Genomic DNA, 22,090 nt, shown 5'->3' with positions numbered 1-22,090 from the left:
AATAAAACAATTAATAATTTAAATGAAAGCAAAAATGAAAAAGTTATCTTTATTCTTACTGGTATCAGTATTCGCTTTTTGTGGATGTAGTGATGAGAATGATGAAGTAAAAGGTGGTGATGATAATAAAGGAGGAGAAAATGAGAAAAAAGAAGTGGTTGTCAGCTTCGAAAACCAATTAACGGAATCGGAGAGTGAATTTACTTCAACTAGTACCGAAGTTTCAGGATACTATTTTAAAGACACATTCACTGATCCTGAAAGTTATGTAACCTTCGATCATTATTACTCGGACTGGGGACAAGGGTATAGCTTCGCAGGCTTCACTTACACCAACAAAACTAGCCACTTCCAAAATTGTCAACCCAACTGTGGAAATATAAAAACCGGGGAAGTATATTTAGGTGTCTACAGTGATGAAAATACCACAGCCTCTATGACAATTATAGACTCTCAATATTCCATTAAAGGTCTATGGATAACCACTAGTAAAAATGCCTACATCGGTATGACGGAAGGTGACAGTTACGCAAGACCTTTCAAAAAAGGAGATTGGTATGAGGTTACTGCGACAGGATACGACAATAAAGGGAAAAAAATTGCTGAAACAAAAATTAAACTTGCCGATTACAAAACTGATACTGATAAACCAGTAAATACATGGATATGGTTTGATTTAACCCCTCTTAAAGATGCTTCTAAAATCACACTTATTCCTAGTTCTTCAGACTCGGGCGAGTTTGGAATGAATACTGGTAAATATTTCTGCATTGATGACCTTACTCTCATCGAAAAATAAAAATCAGGTATTTATTGTTTGACTCAAACAGAGGCTCTAATTACCACAAACAGACCCTCCGTTTGAGCCAAACAGACCGTTCAATTGCACCAAACAGACCGTTGGTTTATCCTCAATCAACCTCTCGATTACAAACGATCGACCGCATAAGTCCACTCAATCAACCGCATGACTTGAAAGAAGGTGCATAGAAACTCTAATAAGCATATCACTCCACTTTGGATAACAGTACTAAATGATAGCAAACTTGACTTTTAAACCTCATCTCTTAGATTCTACACATTCCCTTCTAGATTTTCTCTCCGTCCCATCTACTCTTTCCATGTCCCTTTAAAAACAATTACGCATCCCTATCCTTACAAAAAGTCATCAAAAACTTGTCCATCTCATACATATTCAGTATTTTAGTCGGATAAAAATATAAAATCAAGGACAATGAAATTACCTTTTGCTGAATCATGGAAAATCAAGACGGTAGAACCCATCAGAAAAAGTACCCGCGAAGAACGCGAGCAATGGATTAAAGAAGCACATTATAACGTCTTTCAACTCAAATCAGAGCAAGTTTATATTGATCTTATCACCGACTCCGGAACGGGAGCCATGAGCGACCGCCAATGGGCAGGCATGATGCTGGGTGATGAAAGTTATGCCGGTGCCACCTCCTTCTTCAAACTAAAAGATACCATTACAAGAATAACAGGATTCGAATACATCATTCCTACCCATCAAGGACGGGCAGCAGAAAATGTTCTTTTCTCTTATCTGGTACATGAAGGCAATATAGTGCCCGGCAACTCGCATTTCGATACCACCAAAGGACATATCGAAGGACGGCACGCCATCGCACTGGACTGTACGATTGACGAAGCAAAGAATACTCAACTGGAAATTCCCTTCAAAGGAAATGTAGACCCTGCCAAATTAGAGAAAGCACTAAGCGAATATGCCGACCGCATTCCTTTTATCATTGTTACCATTACCAACAATACCGCAGGAGGTCAACCTGTATCCATGCAAAACCTGCGTGAAGTACGTGCTATCGCCGATAAATACAACAAACCTGTACTTTTCGACTCCGCCCGCTTTGCTGAGAATGCCTACTTCATCAAGATGCGTGAAAAAGGTTATCAAGACAAATCAATCAAAGAAATCACCCGTGAAATGTTCGATCTTGCCGACGGTATGACAATGAGTGCCAAGAAAGACGGCATAGTCAACATGGGCGGTTTCATTGCCACCCGACGCAAAGAATGGTATGAAGGTGCCAAAGGTTTCTGCGTGCAATACGAAGGGTACTTAACCTACGGCGGCATGAACGGACGGGACATGAACGCCCTCGCTATCGGTCTTGACGAAAATACAGAATTTGATAATCTGGAAACACGTATCAAACAGGTAGAATACCTCGCCCAGAAACTGGACGAATACGAAATCCCCTATCAACGTCCTGCCGGCGGCCATGCTATTTTCGTCGATGCTTCCAAAGTGCTGACACATGTCCCGAAAGAAGAATTTCCCGCACAGACATTAACCGTCGAACTTTATCTGGAGGCAGGCATACGCGGCTGCGAGATTGGTTACATCCTTGCCGACCGTGACCCTATCACTCACGAAAATCGCTTTAACGGCCTTGATTTACTTCGCCTTGCCATCCCTCGCAGGGTATATACGGACAATCACATGAACGTAATAGCTGCCGCCCTCAGAAACGTATTCGAACGGAGAGAAACGATCACCCGTGGTGTGCGCATCGCTTGGGAAGCCCCCTTGATGCGGCATTTTACCGTTCAGTTAGAACGATTGTCTGTATAGCAGGTAGACAAGACAAATGGCAATGACCTTGTAAGCAAGCAGAAAATTCTTTATAAACAAAATCAATCCTCAAGTGTTTATATTATAATCAAACTTAATACGTAAAGTTATGGCAGAAGATTATAAATTAATCGATAATGAGGAGAAACATCGGTATGAATTTCAGATCGATGACAAGATAGCCAAGATAGACTATATCAAATCAAATAATGGAGAAATCTATCTTGTACATACCGAAGTCCCCGCTTCCCTTGGAGGAAGAGGAGTCGGTTCACAGCTTGCAGAAAAGACATTGGCGGATATCGAACGACAAGGTTTACGCTTAGTTCCACTTTGTCCGTTTGTAGCCGGATACATTCATAAACACCCGGAATGGAAGAGAATTGTTATGCGTGGCATTCATATTAAATAAGTATAGATATGGGAAAAAAAGTTGAATATACCAATGGCGAACTAACCATTGTATGGCAGCCGGAAATGTGCCAGCATGCAGGAATCTGTGTAAAAATGTTACCCAATGTTTACCACCCGAAAGAGAGGCCGTGGGTACAAATCGAGAATGCTACAACGGAAGAGCTAATTGCACAAATCAGTAAATGTCCGTCAGGAGCATTAAGTTACAGACTGAACAAGAAAGATAAGTAACCAAAGATAAGCGGTGAATAATTGGTGGACTATTCCACTCATTATTCACCGCTTATCAATATGCAAATATGCTTCAAATAGTGACAGTCCACGTCAAAACAAAGTCCGGACAAATACGATAACCGACGGTGAACAATTGCTGCCGTTCCGTTGCATACTCCCGCACCTGGAATACCCCTTCGCTCTGAGGAATAAAATGTGATAAACAAAGTTTCCGAAGATCAGCGTCAGCATTTTCCATTGATTTGAAGATTGTCTCCTTTGCCGACCAATGCAACAGCATACTCCAAGTCTCATCTCCCTGATAAGGTTCTACTCGCTCGTCGGAACGGATAAAACGATCGTACACTCTTTTCACACGCTGTCCATATTGCTCAATATCAATGCCTACAGGAGCTACGGAACTAAGTATCACAGCTACATACCCCTTTGTATGAGAGATACTGATAAAAGAAGAATTGTCTGTCAAATGCGGCTTTCCTTCCGATGAATATCCTATCTCTTTATCTTCCTGCAACATAGAATATAGCAGCACACGGACAGACAACCATTCCAGTTTCCTTCGGTCCGAAGTAAAACGCTGCATTTCCTGCTCACAAGAAACTCTTCGGGCATCGGGCAGAAGACTAAACAGTGTATCCAAAGATTCCTCCATCTTCCAGACAACCCACTGCATATCAACCGTTTTATGTTGCAGAAATAATCCCATCGTTTTTGGTTTATAATTTCTTCTCCGATTATAGTTTCTCCGCCCGAACAGGTCTTATCTACTCATCACTCCTTACTCTCCGACTCATCCATCTCCTTCGGAAGAATCGTGAACTTAACCTTCAGAATACGGCGGCTATCCATCTCCAGCACCTCAAACTCATAATTGTGATAAGTCACCTTCTCATGCAATGCCGGAAACTCACCTTTTATTTCGAGCAGCATGCCTGCCAGCGTATCAGCGTCACCTACTACCTTTTCAAATTCATCTTCATCGACTTTCGCAATCTTATAGAAGTCAGTCAACTGTGTCTTTGCTTCAAATATCCATGTATGATCGTTCAGCACAACATATGTGCGCTCTTCATCGTCATATTCATCATGAATCTCGCCTACGATTTCTTCGATAATATCCTCCATTGTCACCAGTCCGGAAGTACCTCCAAACTCATCCACCACAATGGCAATATGTATCTTATTCGCTTGAAAATCACGAAGCAGATCATCAATCATCTTCGTCTCCGGCACAAAATAAGCAGGGCGGATCAATGATTGCCAACGGAAATTATCTCCCTTATTGACATGTGGCAGAAGGTCCTTGATATATAGCACACCCTTGATATTATCCCGCGAACCGGAATAAATAGGGATACGTGAATAAGCATTTTCAATGATACACTGCATCACTTCTTTGAAAGGGGTACGGACATCCAGATCGACCATATCAAGACGAGATGTCATCACCTCTTTCACAGTCTCACCACCGAAGCGGATAATTCCTTCCAAAATATTATTTTCCTCAGAAATTTCAGCTTTGTCCGTCAATTCCAATGCATGAGAAAGTTCATCCACAGAAATATTATGATTCTTCTTGGCAAAGTGCTTATTCAGAAAAGTGGTAGAACGCACCAGCATAGAAGCAACCGGATGAAACAGTTTTTCCAGAAAATAGATGCCTGGAGCGGAGAAACGGCAAAATGCCAATGTCTTTTGTGCTGAATAAATCTTCGGCATGATCTCTCCAAACAACAATAACAGGAAAGTCAGGATTACAGTCAGTATAATGAACTCCGCCAAGGGAGAATGAAACACGAATACATTCATGAAGAAGAAGTTGCAGAGCATGATAATGGTCACATTCACAAAATTGTTAGTGATCAGTATCGTAGCCAGAAGCCGTTCGGAATCTCCAAGGAGTGCGCTGATCTTTTCGTCAGCAGGATGATTGTGTTCGTCAATATCATTCAAGTCCGAAGGAGAGAGTGAGAAAAAAGCTATTTCAGAAGCCGAAGCAAAGCCGGAAGCAAGCAGGAGCACACCTGCCAGTACTATGGCGATAATAGCAGAGATTGAAGGAGTGTTTACGGTAATACCGTTGAAAATTTCAGCCAATTGGCTTAAATAACCATCTGAGTCCAAAGAGTATGTATTTTAGTTAAACAAAAGATAATGTGCCAATCAGCCATCAGCCTATTGACACATTATCACAGTATCTAAAACGGCAAGTCATCTGCCGGATTATCTTGTATCGGCTGTGCCTGTGACGGCTGCGCCTGTTGTTGCGGCTGTTGCATCTGCTGCGGCTGCTGAGCCTGTGTTGCAGATGGTTGAGGAGCTCCCGCACCTGTATTAGCCCCTTTCGGAGACAACATTTCCATATTGTCCACAAAAATCTCAGTGATATAACGCATAGCGCCCGACTGATCACTATATGAACGGGTTCTTATTTTCCCCTCCAGATACAGTTTGTCACCTTTGTGCACATATTTGTCCACAATCTCAGCCAAACGGTTGGATGCAACAATATTATGCCATTCCGTTCTTTCGGGAATCTGGGTTCCATTGGCCAATGTATAGCCACGATCAGTAGTAGCCAAAGGGAAAGTTGCCACTGCCGAACCTGTATCGAAATATTTCACCCTAGGATCTTGTCCTACGTTTCCTATCAATATCACTTTATTTACTGACATACATGTATCAAGTTTATGATTCTATTATTTAAATCTGCTGCCAAAATTAAACAGAATAACAATAGTATGCAAGTATTTTAAGTAATAAGTAGGTAATAAGTAATAGGTAATAGGTATTAACCATTCGGTTTATAGCGCAGCTTATTACCTATTACTTATTACCTATTACTTATTACCTGAATTAAAGTCTGCACCAACTTGGAAATCGCATACTTGTCCAATTCCTCCAATCGTATTCTCTGAAAGTTAGCGAAGGACTTCGTGTCTTCGGGCAAAGCCACTTCATACAGGTTGGCATAGATGACCCGATGTGACAACACGTGCTTCACACCCCGGCAGACTAAGCGTATCACCGGATTCTCACCCGATGCTATTAATGACCTAAATTCCGGCAATGCAAGAAACTCCTCTTCGGACAAAGCAACCGGAGTTTCTATCAGTGGCAGTTCAAACAAGTTCTTCCATATATCGTTTGCCGTCCGCTTATTTATATAGGTATGCGCGCCCGCACGTACATAGATATAATTAAAGTAACGGTTCGTCGTCTTTGTCTTGTGTTGTTTCACCGGAAGCTGAGTCACCCTTCCTGTTGAAAGTGCCGAACAACTATCCGCCAACGGGCAAAACAAACAATCGGGTGACTGTGGAGTACACTGTATCGCTCCGAAGTCCATAATACCCTGATTATAAAGAGCCGGCTGTTTCTTATCCAGCATTTCATCCGCCAGAGCAGCAAACAGTTTCTTTCCTTCCGTCGAGTCAATCGGAGTATCAATGCCGAAATAACGGGAAAGTACCCGATACACATTTCCGTCTACCACCGCATAAGGCATACCGTAGGCAAAAGAACAGATAGCTGCCGCCGTATACTCCCCTACTCCTTTCAGCGCCAGCACTTCGGGGTATGTTTCCGGAAAAACTCCATTCATACTTTTGGCCGCAGCATGCAGGTTGCGGGCACGAGAATAATATCCCAGTCCCTGCCAGTATTTCATCACCTCATCCTCGTCAGCGTCTGCCAATGCCTTCACATCAGGAAAACGTTTGATAAACCGGAGAAAGTAATCATATCCCTGCGCCACCCGTGTCTGCTGGAGAATAATCTCCGATATCCAGATCCGATACGGGTCCGACGATTCTCTCCAAGGCAAATCACGCTTGTATTCTTTATACCATTCAACTATAGCCTCACTAAAAATATTCATTCCTGATTTCGATCTATCATCTAACATTTATCTCGTATATACTATCCAAAAGCAGTACAAAAGTAACTCTTTTGTCTCTAAGAAAACTTAATGCCTCCACTTTTTTAGAAAAATGTGCAGAATATATTTTTTTAGGAGACCAAAAAGCTATATATTTGCAGTCCAAAAAATTAGCAAGAACCTAGTAATAATATTTTTTTTAAGGAAAAATGACTAAAGCAGATATTGTAAACGAGATTACAAAGAAAACCGGTATTGATAAGACAACAGTTCTTACAACAGTTGAAGCATTTATGGAAGCTGTTAAAGACTCATTGTCTAACGATGAGAATGTATACCTTCGCGGGTTTGGTAGCTTCGTAGTTAAGAAAAGAGCTCAAAAGACAGCTCGTAATATTTCTAAGAATACTACTATCATCATTCCAGAGCACAACATTCCGGCCTTCAAACCGGCTAAGACATTTACAATTTCAGTAAAGAAATAATAAACAAGAGTATTAACCCATAAAATGTGAAGCTATGCCAAGCGGAAAAAAGAAAAAAAGACATAAAATGTCTACGCACAAGCGTAAAAAAAGACTAAGAAAGAACAGACATAAAAGCAAAAAATAATTTTTAAGTCTGATCAAACAGAATAAAGAACAAACTTGCGAAGCTAAATGTCTTTCAAGTTTGTTCTTTGTTTAAGTAGCTAACCCTAAATGAACATTTTGTCAAAAAAGTTGTTCATATAAATGAGATTCAATCAATAATAAGAAAGCAAAACAGTGACAAGTGAAATTGTAATAGACGTACAGCCCAAAGAGGTCTCCATCGCCCTTCTCGAAGACAAGAGTCTGGTGGAACTTCAAAGCGAAGGAAGAAACATTTCTTTCTCAGTGGGCAATATGTATTTGGGACGTATCAAGAAATTGATGCCCGGACTGAATGCATGCTTTGTAGACGTCGGTTACGAGAAAGACGCTTTTCTTCATTATCTTGACCTGGGTCCTCAATTTAACTCACTCGAAAAGTTTGTAAAGCAGACTTTAAGCGACAAAAAGAAGCTGAACTCCATCAGTAAAGCAACCCTACTTCCTGACCTGGACAAGGATGGCACAGTGGCCAATACATTAAAGGTCGGACAAGAAGTGGTGGTGCAAATCGTTAAGGAGCCTATCTCTACCAAGGGACCGCGACTGACGTCCGAAATTTCGTTTGCCGGACGCTATCTGGTACTGATCCCTTTTAATGATAAGGTTTCCGTTTCGCAAAAGATTAAATCGAGCGAAGAACGTGCCCGCCTGAAACAACTGTTGATGAGCATCAAACCGAAAAACTTCGGTGTGATTGTCCGCACAGTGGCCGAAGGCAAACGCGTGGCCGAACTCGACGGAGAGCTTAAAGTCCTGATCAAGCATTGGGAAGATGCAATGGCGAAAGTACAGAAAGCCACCAAGTATCCGACGTTGATTTATGAAGAGACCAGCCGCGCCGTAGGTTTGTTGCGCGACCTCTTCAACCCTTCTTTTGAGAATATTCACGTCAACGACGAGGCTGTGTACAATGAAATCAAAGACTACGTGACACTGATCGCACCCGACCGGGCAAACATCGTGAAACTGTACAAAGGCCAGCTTCCCATTTACGACAATTTCGGTATCACCAAGCAGATTAAATCATCGTTTGGTAAAACAGTCTCTTACAAGAGTGGTGCCTATCTGATTATTGAGCACACTGAGGCGCTTCACGTAGTAGACGTGAACAGCGGTAACCGCACCAAGAATGCCAACGGGCAGGAAGGTAACGCACTCGAAGTAAATCTGGGAGCCGCCGACGAACTGGCTCGCCAACTGCGATTAAGAGATATGGGTGGTATCATCGTCGTGGACTTCATCGATATGAATGAAGCCGAAAACCGTCAGAAGCTTTATGAACGAATGTGTGCCAACATGCAGAAAGACAGGGCACGGCATAATATTCTGCCGCTCAGCAAATTCGGGCTGATGCAGATTACACGCCAACGCGTGCGTCCGGCAATGGACGTCAACACGACCGAAATCTGCCCTACCTGCTTCGGAAAAGGTACTATCAAATCGTCCATTCTCTTTACGGACACTTTAGAGAGTAAAATTGATTATCTGGTCAACAAACTGAAGGTAAAGAAATTCTCGTTACACGTCCATCCGTATGTCGCCGCCTTCATCAATCAGGGACTCGTTTCCCTCAGACGGAAGTGGCAGATGAAATACGGATTCGGTATCAAGATCATTCCAAGTCAGAAACTCGCTTTCCTGCAATATGTGTTCTACGATACACATGGAGAGGAAATCGATATGAAGGAGGAAATCGAGATTAAATAACAGAAAAGGCGGCCCATTCAGTATGAGTCGCCTTTTTGTATAAAAGAGGATGTCCGTGGGAAAAAGGGAGACATCCTCCAACAGGAAATAGGTAAGAGAAAGGAGTACTTTCGCAAGCACCACCTTTCCAACTATTCCCCAATGTAATCTTCACATTTAAGTGAAGAAAGGGTTATTATTGCAGAAGTACGGACTTTCACAAGTACGGACCTCTTAAGATTCTCAGAGAGAACACCTTATATAAATGATATATATAAAGAAGTGGGGAAAACTCTCTCATGAGAAATAGGGAAATTTTAAATTCTTAATAGCCTTTGTGTGCCATATTTACTCAGCAATACAGATACTTACCCGATTTTCTTCAGGAGTATTATATGGCTGAACAGTATCACCTTTATAAGCAACTGTAATTCTATCGGCAGCAATACCTTTTGCTTTCAAAGCTTCCACTACATTATTCGCACGTTTTTCCGATAATTTGCTGTTGATTCTGGCATTACCAGTTCCTTTGTCTGCATATCCTGTCACGCTCACTTTAGCAGTAGCATTCTTCTCTAAATATTCTACCAGAGAAGCAATCTTGGCTTGCTGATCGTCCTGAATCTTTGCAGAGTTTATGGCAAAGAAAATATTCTGCTTCAACGGTTCAATCACCACTTCCTTTTTGGGTTGCGGTTGTTCTACTACAGGAGCCGGTTTGGGTTGTTCCGTCACTACCGGTTCCGGTTCGTAATAGACCGGAGCGGTTTTAGTGTAGCTTTTACCCAGTCTGATACTTACACCGACAAGGGCATTCAGTTGCCAGTCACAGTTACCGGCCTTCTTGGAGTTGAACTTATCAGACAAGGCGTTGGCATTCGCTTCGATGTTAATAGACAAGCGGTCATTCAAACGAAGGTCGCAACCAAGACCGAAACGTCCGGCAACGAGAAACTTACCTTCCTGCCAGAGATATTCCATCTCATAAGTACGAGTATCGAGCGCATTTGCTTCGTCATTGTCAAAACCACGGTTCAGCCCTGCTCCGGCAAAAAGATAGCCATTGAACACACGCTTCGGATTGAAACCACAGAACAAAGTACTGAGATCCGCCATGATGTCTACATTTCCTTGCAGATATTTATATTGGTAGGTCTGTTGCGGATTCACCCATCCCCCCTTTGCCTGCCAGCCACTTACACCAACACGTGCGCCGAATGCGGGAGCAAACTTATAACCGACATTAAGAGCTGCTGCCGGAGAAATAAGATCAGTGAATTTTGCTTCACCTACGGTATGGGCTGCTCCTATTTGTGCTTGAATGAACCAATGAGGTTTGAAAGAAATCTTTTCAGGTTCCTTGATACGCTGTTCCTGGGCGGAAATTGGCAATACACTGATAGCCATTATACCTATCAACAGTTTTCTTCTAATGCTCATAATTGATTAATTTACATTAAACATAAAGCGCCTCTCATTAGAGAGAAGCGCTTCATTATATTTAAGTTCAAAAAGAATTAGTTACCTAATGTCTTTTCAACCGGGATAATCACATAAGACTTAACTGTACCCCACTTGTAAGTGACAGTAACAGGTAATCTCAAGTTGAATGCACCGACAGCGTTACCATTGTTTGTATATGTAACGGTACCATAAGTATCCTTAGCAGGAGCTGCAGGAATAGGATTAACCGTAGTACCAGTTTGAGTAATTACCAGTTGTGAAGTAACCTCAGACAACTTCTTAGAATTGATATCGTTACCATTCAAGTCAGTAGTAATATTAGGTATATCAACTGTAATTAGCTCGATTCCATAATAACCGAAGTAGTTAGCTTTTACTGTTGTGCTGAATGCTTGGTTTCTCCAATCAGAGAAGCTCAACAGGTCGAGCATATTAACTGTAGAACCATTATCAACAGCATCTTGGAACTTACCTTCACCGGCAATTACATCAATCGGACGCAAGAAGTAAGCCATATATTCACCGTTAGTGATAGGCAACTCTAATGCACATTCACCGGTAGTTGCTTTAATGTTAATCCAAGCATAGAATCCGGCAGATGGAACTGAGTTGTGACTTGCAATATTCAACAGGTCTTTTGCAAAGTCTGTATTTTGATAAGTGACTACACCATCAGCATCAATCACTGCTACATTTTGAGTCGCAGCACCGGCAGTAGCTTTCAATGTCAAGCCATCATCACTAACTGATAATGTATATTCAGTACCGCTCAAACCTTTCTCTTTACGATTTACGTTCTTAGATGCAAAAATATACTTGTAAGCAGTAGCACCTGTGATAATAGGTTTGTTTCCTTCAAATGTGTTATCCAAATCAACTGCAAATGCACAGTCATCAGTCAGAGTACCCGGAACAACTACATTCAGACGAACGTAAGTCTTATTAGCATCCCAGTATTCAGCGATCTTATTAGAAGCAGGAATTGTAACAGCGGCAATTGCATTAACCTTAGTAGACAATGTGATAGTTACATCGCTGTAAGAATCTTCATAACCAGCTTTCGGTTTGTAAGTTACAACAGCCTTCAATGAGCCAACATCAGAAGTCTTCGCCAAAGCTAACTTCATATCGGCCTGAGAAATAGTCCACTTCAACAAGTCAGTTTGTGTAACTTCTCCAGCATCGGCAACCTCAGTAACCACACCATCGCCGGTATACAACGGATTGGCAGCTTCATAGATAGTCTTGAACATCTTATAGTCCATACCCAACTTGTTATAAACCTTCACGTTCATTTGTTCAACTGTCAATGCGAATACTTTATCATCACATTGGTTAGTGAATGGATCAAATGTGAACGGAGCGTCAATAGCAGGAGCCTTATCTTTAGTGATCATCACTTTAATCCAACCTGTGCTGACCACTTTATTATTAGCTTTCGTATCCAACAGCTGAACACGTACCAATGGCTGACGACCTACGGCAGCATACGGAGTAGCTGTTTCATTAAACAATTTCGGATACAAAACCGAACCTGTCAATCTAGCGAAATCACTTTGGTTAGTCTGATTAGTACCATCAATATAAGCACACAAATGGAAATCATACTTCAAGCCTAATTTTGCCAGTTCCGCAGCAGACATAGTCAAATCTGTTTTATTAGCAGCCACGTCATCATAACAAGTAATGACTTTGTCAGCAAGATCGATACCGGTAGTTGAGTTATAAGCAACTTCATAGTCTGCGTCAGCCTTGATAGCATCATCTGCCTTACCAGAAGTTGTTCCATACAAGTGATGTTGTGCAGCAGCTGCAGCTTTTTTAGCCTTGTCACCCAAAATCACGTTTTCATAATCTGTTGCGTAGATAGCTCTATACTCATCAGTAATTGTATTACCAGCTTCTGTTTCTACACGGATAGCCAAAACAGTAATCTTAGAACTTGAGATAGCTTCAATCAACTCAGTAGTAGCCTTGAAGTAAACAGTCAAAACACCGTCTTTTACTTCATAGCTTTCAACTTCCGGATTAGAAGCAGCTGCTCTAGTTTTATTAATATACTCTTTATCTGCAGAAAGTACAGTGATCTTCTTAATCTGTTCTTTAGTTGCACTTGACGGATTCAGATAATAAGTACCCGCAATAACCGGACGAACATAAGAATTTGTAGTAGCTTTTTCCCATACTTCACCAGTAGCAGTAGCCGGATTACAGCTAGTGGTTTCACCCCAAGCTTTGTAAACGACTTTCAAAGCCTTCATTGAAGGAACGCCTCCCAGATAAGCATCCGGTTCGAAGCCAAAGCTTGTAATAGGCAACACATCACAGATCATCAAATTAACAGGTTCTGCATTACCATATTTAATAGCCCAGCCATAAGTTACGCCATCTGTAGTCATTTCTGTGATAGTCAGCGTACCTTGCTTAGGTATTGTAACCCCGGTAGCAACACCGTCATATTTTACAACGCCATCTTCACCAACAGTCAATTTGGTAGCATCAAACTTGGTATCAGTGTCAGTATCTGTAAAAGTAATAGTCTTAGTCTGTTTATTACCTTTGTCATCGGTCAAAGTAATAGTAGCTTTATTACCATCCTGAGATACATCCAAAGTGTACGTAGTATTCGTATCGTTATCAGGGATCGTATAAGTAGTAGGAGTCCCCGATTGATCTGTTACTGTCAATACACCATTAGCAAAGGATACCGATTTCACATAAGCCAATGCTCCGAACTTGGTATTCAAGTCAGCTAATGTTTTTTCGACTGCATCCACACGTTCGCTCAGACCATTGATGTCGTCATCGTAGTCTTTACAAGATGTAAATGTGCCCGTCGAAGACGCTAATAACGCTCCAAACAGGACTGCATTTAAAAACTTTTTGTTCATAATAAAAAAACTTTTAATTTATAAATTAAATAATAAAAATATAATCTCTCGATGTCGATTCAATAATCCCATGTGTTGTCCCCATTCATTTTTAGTGTAACCTCCTTTTCTTTTTTTGTTTTACCTGTGTCCATGCTCCATAGAGGATGAACAAGAAACTTACTCCCAATACTTTTTGCCCGTTACTTCATAGGTAACGGGCAAACCTTTGTCCTGGCTCTCGTGAAGCCTTCTTTATGAAAAACTGTATGATTTAGTAATGAAACTTATTTACCCCTGCTTCAAAGAGGAGGCAGAGGGGAGGGAAATCTTTGAATATAATTAGAAGGTTATAAAGGTCTAATAAAAAGAAATCCGCCGTTTTATCGTGTTATTTCTCTTTTTTTAGTAGTTTATCAGAAAAAATATCTTTTTTGTTTGCATGTTTTCCAAAATATCTCCATCTTTGCAACGCTGTTTAGCTCCGTTACCTATGAAGTAACAGGCTTAAATTCAACACATTGCTATTGGAATTGAGCGCTTTATAAAATCCACCACCTTTTTATTGGCTTCATCTATTTTCTTATTCCGGAAAGGTTTGAGATACGTCTCGGTCACTGTGATCGAAGAGTGTCCCATAGCTTCAGAAATAACGCCCGGGTGAATTTCACAATAGTAAGCTGTCGTTGCCCATGTATGGCGGGCAGTATACGAACTAAGTTTATCCCCCAGTCCTAACATTTCACCTAGCAACATCAGTTGTCTATTGAAATTGCGGAGTGCCAACTGGTATTCATGATAAGCCTCCTTCGTCCCTTCCCGACTATTTAATAACGGAAATAAATAAGGAGATGACGTATCACGATTCATATACCTCTTTAATATAGCCATCGCTTCCGGAGTCAAAGTCACTGACAAAGGGCGCCCGGTCTTCCGCCTGCGGTAAGTAATCACATTGTCGTGCAAATCACTTTTACGCAAATAAGCAAGATCGACAAAAGGCAGACCACGAAGCAGAAACATCAAAACGAACAATTCCTGCGTACGACGCATGTCAGATGTCACAGCGGACGACTGCGGCAATTTGGTGAATACTTTCTGTATGTCTTCGGTATCCAATGCACGCTTACGGTCCGCACGGGTGCCGGTATATACAGAACGAAACAAATGCGGTACATAAACAGCCCCACGACAATCTACCGCACGATTATAGACCGCACGAAATGTGCGTAAATAGGTGGAAACAGTGTTCCAGCTACATCCCCGGCCACGAAGGTGAATCTCGAAGCCTTTTATCCACTCTGGGGTTACTTCATTGAACGTAAAATCCCCTTTCCCACGATAAGCAATGATGGCATTGAGACTGCTACGATAAACGTGCGCAGTACCAAAGTTTCCCCCCATCTGTAGTCCCTTGGCTACTTGCTTCATAAATGCTACTACTTTTAACATTTTAATCACTATTAAATAAATTACGCGATAAATATAAGAGTATTTTCGTAACCGAAGCCACCCAATACACATATATTCATTGATTTTAGAGCTGTATGGACAGTATGTTAATCAATGTTCGATCTGTATAATAACAAAAAGAAGGTGTGTCAAAAGTAACTAAATTCCCCTCCTTCAGGAAGGAGGGGTGGCTGAAAGCCGGGGTGGTAGGTGTACTTCACAGCTGAAGATCAATAGCTTATATATTCACCTTCCACCTCCCCCTACGGGTACTCCTCCTTCCTGAAGGAGGAGAATTTAGTTACTTTTAACTTTTGATACACGTACCTTCAGATACAAAAAAACAAAAGAGGATGCCTCCAGGGAAAAAAGGGCAGGCATCCTCCTTGGGGCAGAATAAGGTACACTTTCACAAGTATAATCTTATACTGTTACCCCCTGATACAATTTCTTCACATTCAAGTGAAGAAAGGGGTCTATTGTGGAAACACAGACTTTCACAAGCCCGCACTTCCTATTCATCTCATGTGAGGATTCTCGTACGAATACGAAAAATGTGGGAAAAAACACCTCACATGAGAATAGGGAATATCTTTTTTAAGAAAAGAGAGTTATAATCACAAATATTATTCCGCTATACAGATACATACACGGTTTTCTTCAGGTTTCTGATAAGGCTGCACCGTATCTCCCTTATAACCAATAACAATTCTATCAGCTGCCACTCCTTTAGCTTTCAACATCTCAATCACATTCTTTGCACGTTTTTCCGACAAAGTCATATTGATATTCGGGTTACCGGTTTCCTTATCAGCATATCCTGTCACACTTACCTTGGCGGCAGAATGTTTCTCCAGATATTCTACTAAAGAACTAATCTTGGCTTGCTGATCATCCTGAATCTTTGCAGAGTTTAAGGCAAAGAAGATATTCTGCTTCAACGGTTCAATCACCACTTCCTTTTTGGGTTGCGGTTGTTCTACTACAGGAGCCGGTTTGGGTTGTTCCGTCACTACCGGTTCCGGTTCGTAATAGACCGGAGCGGTTTTAGTGTAGCTTTTACCCAGTCTGATACTTACACCGACAAGGGCATTCAGTTGCCAGTCACAGTTACCGGCCTTCTTGGAGTTGAACTTATCAGACAAGGCGTTGGCATTCGCTTCGATATTGATAGACAGGCGGTCGTTTAGGCGAAGGTCGCAACCAAGGCCGAAACGTCCGGCAACGAGGAACTTACCTTCCTGCCAGAGATATTCCATCTCATAAGTACGGGTATCGAGCGCATTTGCTTCGTCATTGTCAAAACCACGGTTCAGTCCTACTCCACCAAAAAGATAGCCGTTGAACACACGCTTCGGATGGAAGCCACAGAACAAAGTACTGAGATCGGTCATGATGTCTACATTCCCTTGCAGGTATTTATACTGATAGTTCTGACGTGGATTGACCCATCCCCCCTTTGCCTGCCAGCCACTTACACCGACACGTGCGCCGAATGCGGGAGCAAACTTGTAACCGACATTAAGAGCAGCTGCCGGAGAAATAAGATCAGTAAATTCTCCTTCACCTACAGTATGTGCAGCTCCTATTTGTGCTTGAATAAACCAATGAGGTTTAAATATCGTTTTACTTTCTTCTTTGATACGTTGCTCCTGCGCAAATGCTATTGTAGTACTCAACGCAAATACAGCAACTAATATTTTTTTTATATTCATAATCAAAACCTGTTTAAAAGTCTAAAAACCAATGACAACAGTACTCGTCACCATTCATCTACTACTTATCAGTAGCTTCCTTGGTAGCCTCTTTAACGGCAAGATACCAAACTCCGTCTATTTTCACCGGATTAAACATAAATCCAATTGTATTTGGCGTATGATCATCCGAACTAGTGTGCTTGAAAAACTCTATCTGAAACTTCACATCGTTATTATCCGTACTTGAAAAAGAATAATAATCCAATTTATAATCTACAACAGGAAAATACTTGAATTTTTTCCTCAGTTGTTGTTCCTTCTCAGCGGGAAGAGGTATCGCTTTTCCATCGCGCAAGATAAAAAGCATCTTCAGCGCTTCATCTATATTTCCGGCTTTCAATGTATCCATGCAACTGCGTGATATGGTAAGTACTTGCACCGTATCTTCAGCTGTCAACCCCATTAAGAATTCTTCTTTGGGAGTGAGCTGCTTCTTTTTTTCTCCGCATGAGAACAAGAAACAAGAAACGGCAACCAACACACATATATATAACAGATCTTTCTTTTTCATTCCGCCTTCAATTCTTATTGTGAAGGAGGGTGCACCAATGATCGGCGCACCCTCCTTATCAGTGTTTAGTAATGAAACCTTTACTATTAGTTACCCATTGTACTCTTAACTGTACAATCTACTGTAGTCTTCACAGTACCCCAAGTATAGGTGAACTCAACCGGGATGCGCAGTTCAAATGTCTGAACGTTGTTACCGTTGTTTACATACTTGATCTTACCCATAGCTGCAACAATTGCATCATATGTAGCTTGAGTACCACTTGCTTCAGTATTATAAGAAGAAAGATTTAAAGTAGCAGAAGTAACTTTATTACCATTTTGATCTGTCTGAGTCAATACGATTTTCTCTGTTTTGCTTGACAATAAAGTCTCTCCTAACTTGCCACCACTTAATGTAGTTGTAGCATCTGCTATTTTCACTTCTACCTTATTCAATCCGTAGAATGCATACAACCAGCTGTTTGAATAGTCAGTTCCATCTACGAACTTAACATTACGCCAATCCTGGAAGTTGAACAACTTAGCGATATCCAGAGTAGAACCATTAGCATGAGCATCAACGAATTCTCCACCATCTGTACCTACTGCGTCGATAGGACGGAGGAAGTATGCATTGTATGTATTGTTCGTCAAAGACATTGCAATGTTGCAAGGACTGTATGCACAAATACCGATCTTAGCAAAATGCTTAGCAGCACTATGGCTATATGCATTCAACAACTTCTTAGAAGTATCATTGTTTTCATAAGTAATCTTACCGGTGTTCTGATCGATTGTTGCAATAACAGTTCCATTAGCATACAACTTCGTATTAGTGAATACACCTGCATCTACTTTCAAAGCATGATCGATCATGTTCTGAGCTGTAGCTTTATATGAACCGCCTGTAATACAAGCAGCTGTAGTATTATCTACTGACAATGTATACTTAGTTCCATCAACAGTCAATACATTCTGATCAGCGTCGAAGTAATACTTATAACCTCCGGCAGCGCCGTTTTGATTTGCAAATATTACATCAGTATAAGAAGCAAAGTTTGCAGGAGGAGTAAATGTAGGCATACCCTTTTCCCATACCTGGTTCAAGTCAACTACATAATTCAATGTATTGCCATTATCTTGCGGATAAGGAACATTCAGACGAGTATTCTGACCATCCTTAGCAACGTCACCGTCACTGTACCAGTAGTTAGTCAACTTAGTAACAACAGTTCCCTGAGGTTTAGCGACAGCTATCTGCAAAGGCATGTAGATAGGAGCATGAGATGTAGTATTCAGCTTGCTGACATATCTTACATAAATAGTAGCTGTATGACCTGCCATTTCATAAATACCAGACTGTTCTGCAGTAGTCAAAGTCCAGTGAAGAACTGTATTTGTTGTACCAGTTTCATCCACCTTTTCTTTCACTGTTCCAATAACCTGTGCAATCGCAGCCGGAACGAATGACTTACCATCGGCTGATTTAGCAAACTGTTTGGCTACACCACTATCATCTACATCGAATTCATATAAAGCATCGAATTCATCCTTAGACTGAACAGCTGCTTTTTCAAGCAATTGATAAGAAATCTCAGACCATGTCAAGATAGCATCAGCCTCATCACATCCAAAGTTGTGAGTGCCTTTGTCGAATACACTTGTAACGATATCATCAACCTGTTTTGCAATTTCAATCTTAATGAATCCAGCCAAGACAACGCGGCCATCCGCATCTGTCACACGTACTCTAACCAACGGGCGTTTTCCTACAGAAGATACACCTTGTTCGTTAAGAGTCTCACCGGCAGAGTTTACAATACGCGGAGTAAGTACACCTTCTTTAATAGTGTTTGCATCTGCATATTTACTGTCAGAAGTTACATTTTGACCTGATGTATATTGAATGAACGCGAAGTCATACTTCAAACCATACTTAGCTTCATCTCCATAAGCCCAAACTTTATGAGTACCATCATTTTTTGTTGCTTCAGGCTGACCTTCACGATTATAGTGAATTGTCAACAGATTCTTCAAATCAATAAAGCTATTATAAGCAACTGTCAAAGTAGGAGCATGTGTGATAGCACCTTCTACAGTCTTGAACAACTCGTCCGGATTAGCAGATTCCTGGCAATCTTCAGCAGCTAAAGTAGCATCATTAAATGCAATAGCCTGAGGAGTAACCTTAGAAGCATAAAGCAATGCGTAATCAGATGTTACAGTTGTATCTGCCTGAGCATCACTTTTTGCTTTAACAATTGCCTGCAAAGCCAAGATAGAACCTTCGCCTCCTTGTTTGATGTCTTTTCCTATTGCTCTGAGTCCTACCGGAAGGATACCTTCATCAGCAGGTTTCATGTCAGCAACTTCAGGAAGAGCCACTGAAGCACGAGAAGAAATCACTTCAACATCTCTGGATACAAAAGACAAATCTTCCTTACTTACTTTTGCACTAGACGGATTCAAGTGATAATTAATATATTCAATCGGATTATATTGAGCTCCGGTACCACCTGTATAGTTCCATTCTTTCGAATCAGTAATTACTTTACACAGAACTTTCTCTGCTTGCTCATCTTCCCATTGAGTAGTAGCTGCAGTGCTTCCTGCCTTATATGTATAATCCAAATAAGGATATTCGATAGCTTCGATACCGTCTACAAACAAATCAGATTTGAAAACAAGACCTTTCAGAGTCAATACGTCATTCAAAGCAAATGTAACAGCCTGATCTTTGTACTTAATCGTATAGCCGATAACAACGCCCTCAGCGTTTTTCTTATCTTCAATACTAAGAACTCCGTCACCAGGTATAGTTACACCAGTTTCCTTACCATCATACATTACTTTGCCTGTCGTAGGATCCACTGTCAATTTAGAAGGATCAAAAGCATCAGGAATGGTTGGAGTTGTAGGAGCATCCGGGAATGTAATAGTACCGGACGAAACAACTTCACCGTCTTTCAACAGCGAAATTTTACCTTCCTTATCCACACTAATTGAATAAGTCGGCAAATTCTGTCCGATAGTATAAGACACACTGTTGTTCTCTCCATCTACCACAGTCAATTTTCCCGTAGCCGGATCATAAGTAACAGACTTTACAAAAGACCCAACTTTGGCCTGTAAGTCTGAAAGACTTTTTGCGAGTTCATCGATTCTGCCGTTTACTGCATCGATGTCGTCGTCATAGTCTTTACAAGACGTAAATGTACCTGCAGAAGACGCCAACAGCGCCCCAAACACGACTACACTTAAAAACTTTTTGTTCATAATAAAAAAACTTTTAATTTATAAATTAAATAATAAAAATATAGTCTCGCATTGTTGATTTAAAACTCTCATGTGTTGTCCCCATTCATTTTCAGTATAACCTCCTTTTCTTTTTTGTTTTACTTGTGTTCATACTCCACAGGGGGATGAACAAGAAACTTACTCCCAATACTTTTTACCCGTTACTTTGTAGGTAACGGGAAAACCTTTGTACCTGCCCTGAGAGGGTAGATAATACTGAAAAATCATTTGTTGAATGCTGAAACATCTTTACCCCTGCTTCTAAGAGGCGGCAGAGGGGAGGGAAATCTATTATCTAAAATTAAAAGCTACAAAAGTTTAATGCTAAGAAATCCGCTGTTTTATCGTGTTATTTGTCTTTTTTTAGTTGTTTATCAGAAAAAATATCATTTTTGTTTGCATGTTTTCCAAAATATATCCATCTTTGCAACGCTATTCAGCTCCGTTACCTACAAAGTAACATCACTAATAATCAAGCTATTAATCCAGAAACTGTCCGTTTCACAAAATCCGTTACCAGTTGATTGGCTTCATCAATTTTCTTATTTCTAAAAGGTTTCAAATACGTCTCCGTTACCGTAATGGACGAATGCCCCATTGCTTCGGAAATAATACCCGGATGAATTTCGCAATAATAAGCTGTTGTTGCCCACGTATGGCGTGCCGTGTATGAGCTCAGCCTGTCGCCCAGCCCTAATAATTGCCCCAGCAACAACAGTTGCTGATTGAAGCTGCGCAATGCCAACTGGTATTCACGATACGCCTCCTTCGTCCCTTCACGGCTCTCCAAAAGAGAGAACAGATAAGGAGAAGAACTGTCACGGTTCATATACCTCTTTAATAAGACCATCGCTTCCCGAGTCAACGTTACTGACAGGGGACGACCGGTCTTCCGCCTGCGATAAGTGATCACATTGTCGTGCAAATCACTTTTACGCAAATAAGCAAGATCGACAAAAGGCAGACCACGGAGAAGAAACATCAGGACAAATAGTTCCTGCGTACGACGCATAGCAGGAGTCACGGCAGGAGACGAAGGTAATTTGGCAAAAACCTTCTGCATATCCTCATCACACAACGCCCGCTTACGGTCCGCACGCGTGCCGGTATATACAGAACGAAACAGATGCGGTACATAAACAGCCCCACGACAATCTACCGCACGATTATAGACCGCACGAAATGTGCGTAAATAAGTAGATACAGTATTCCAACTGCATCCACGGCCACGAAGGTGAATCTCGAAGCCTTTTAACCACTCAGGGGTTACCTCATGAAATGTAAAATCCCCTTTC

At 41.2% G+C, this 22,090-nt stretch carries 17 protein-coding genes; 6 read left to right on the top strand and 11 right to left on the bottom strand.

Features of this window, described 5'->3' with window-relative positions:
• Positions 1-22 precede the first annotated feature (22 nt).
• The 4 genes from DW640_RS20400 (at position 23) to DW640_RS20385 (ending at position 3,259) form a co-directional block, all read left to right on the top strand.
• Positions 23-799 (top strand): DUF4465 domain-containing protein, encoded by a 777-nt coding sequence (locus DW640_RS20400; protein WP_074856824.1) that lies wholly within the window; start codon positions 23-25, stop codon positions 797-799.
• Positions 800-1,234: 435 nt separating this feature from the next.
• Positions 1,235-2,614 (top strand): tryptophanase, encoded by a 1,380-nt coding sequence (locus tag DW640_RS20395; protein ID WP_117578888.1) that lies wholly within the window; start codon positions 1,235-1,237, stop codon positions 2,612-2,614.
• A gap of 109 nt (positions 2,615-2,723) precedes the next feature.
• Positions 2,724-3,026 (top strand): GNAT family N-acetyltransferase, encoded by a 303-nt coding sequence (locus DW640_RS20390; RefSeq protein WP_008764805.1) that lies wholly within the window; start codon positions 2,724-2,726, stop codon positions 3,024-3,026.
• Between the two features lie 8 nt (positions 3,027-3,034).
• Positions 3,035-3,259 carry a (4Fe-4S)-binding protein gene (locus DW640_RS20385; RefSeq protein ID WP_008764804.1) on the top strand — a complete coding sequence of 75 codons (225 nt, stop codon included), beginning with the start codon at positions 3,035-3,037 and terminating at the stop codon, positions 3,257-3,259.
• Positions 3,260-3,332: 73 nt separating this feature from the next.
• Here the strand turns inward: DW640_RS20385 and DW640_RS20380 are convergent, their stop codons facing one another.
• The 4 genes from DW640_RS20380 to mutY form a co-directional block, all read right to left on the bottom strand.
• Positions 3,333-3,968 (bottom strand): 4'-phosphopantetheinyl transferase superfamily protein, encoded by a 636-nt coding sequence (locus DW640_RS20380; RefSeq protein ID WP_061474040.1) that lies wholly within the window; start codon positions 3,966-3,968, stop codon positions 3,333-3,335.
• Positions 3,969-4,033: 65 nt separating this feature from the next.
• A complete protein-coding gene (locus DW640_RS20375; protein WP_008762280.1) occupies positions 4,034-5,386 on the bottom strand; it encodes a gliding motility-associated protein GldE in 1,353 nt (450 codons plus the stop codon).
• 74 nt (positions 5,387-5,460) lie between these two features.
• Positions 5,461-5,937, bottom strand: coding sequence for a single-stranded DNA-binding protein (locus DW640_RS20370; RefSeq protein ID WP_008762279.1), 477 nt, complete (start codon positions 5,935-5,937; stop codon positions 5,461-5,463).
• Positions 5,938-6,095: 158 nt separating this feature from the next.
• Positions 6,096-7,142 (bottom strand): A/G-specific adenine glycosylase, encoded by a 1,047-nt coding sequence (mutY, locus tag DW640_RS20365; RefSeq protein WP_008764802.1) that lies wholly within the window; start codon positions 7,140-7,142, stop codon positions 6,096-6,098.
• Positions 7,143-7,351: 209 nt separating this feature from the next.
• Here mutY and DW640_RS20360 point away from each other — a divergent pair, with 209 nt between their 5' ends.
• Together DW640_RS20360 and DW640_RS20355 are read left to right on the top strand one after the other, a co-directional pair.
• Entirely contained in the window at positions 7,352-7,627 is a 276-nt protein-coding gene (locus DW640_RS20360; protein ID WP_008762277.1) for an HU family DNA-binding protein, read from the top strand.
• A 282-nt stretch (positions 7,628-7,909) separates the two neighbouring features.
• A complete protein-coding gene (locus DW640_RS20355; RefSeq protein WP_008762276.1) occupies positions 7,910-9,484 on the top strand; it encodes an Rne/Rng family ribonuclease in 1,575 nt (524 codons plus the stop codon).
• A gap of 327 nt (positions 9,485-9,811) precedes the next feature.
• Here the strand turns inward: DW640_RS20355 and DW640_RS20350 are convergent, their stop codons facing one another.
• The 7 genes from DW640_RS20350 to DW640_RS20305 form a co-directional block, all read right to left on the bottom strand.
• Positions 9,812-10,903, bottom strand: coding sequence for an OmpA family protein (locus DW640_RS20350; protein ID WP_008764801.1), 1,092 nt, complete (start codon positions 10,901-10,903; stop codon positions 9,812-9,814).
• 77 nt (positions 10,904-10,980) lie between these two features.
• Positions 10,981-13,818: a hypothetical protein gene (locus tag DW640_RS20345; RefSeq protein WP_008762274.1), complete on the bottom strand. Its 2,838-nt coding sequence runs from the start codon at positions 13,816-13,818 to the stop codon at positions 10,981-10,983.
• 492 nt (positions 13,819-14,310) lie between these two features.
• Complete coding sequence (locus DW640_RS20335; protein WP_050547408.1) at positions 14,311-15,249, bottom strand: site-specific integrase; 939 nt, start codon at positions 15,247-15,249, stop codon at positions 14,311-14,313.
• Between the two features lie 626 nt (positions 15,250-15,875).
• Positions 15,876-16,964, bottom strand: coding sequence for an OmpA family protein (locus tag DW640_RS20325; RefSeq protein ID WP_117578887.1), 1,089 nt, complete (start codon positions 16,962-16,964; stop codon positions 15,876-15,878).
• 61 nt (positions 16,965-17,025) lie between these two features.
• A complete protein-coding gene (locus DW640_RS20320) occupies positions 17,026-17,517 on the bottom strand; it encodes a hypothetical protein (RefSeq protein ID WP_008764799.1) in 492 nt (163 codons plus the stop codon).
• 86 nt (positions 17,518-17,603) lie between these two features.
• Positions 17,604-20,774 carry a hypothetical protein gene (locus tag DW640_RS20315; RefSeq protein ID WP_117578886.1) on the bottom strand — a complete coding sequence of 1,057 codons (3,171 nt, stop codon included), beginning with the start codon at positions 20,772-20,774 and terminating at the stop codon, positions 17,604-17,606.
• 493 nt (positions 20,775-21,267) lie between these two features.
• Positions 21,268-22,090: site-specific integrase (locus tag DW640_RS20305; RefSeq protein ID WP_117578893.1), on the bottom strand; the 823-nt coding region annotated here is incomplete at its 5' end.

It is taken from the genome of Bacteroides sp. AM23-12, assembly GCF_003434395.1.
Lineage (GTDB): Bacteria > Bacteroidota > Bacteroidia > Bacteroidales > Bacteroidaceae > Bacteroides > Bacteroides thetaiotaomicron.
Note: the sequence above shows the minus strand (reverse complement) of the source record. Positions and strands in the feature narration are given on the sequence as shown.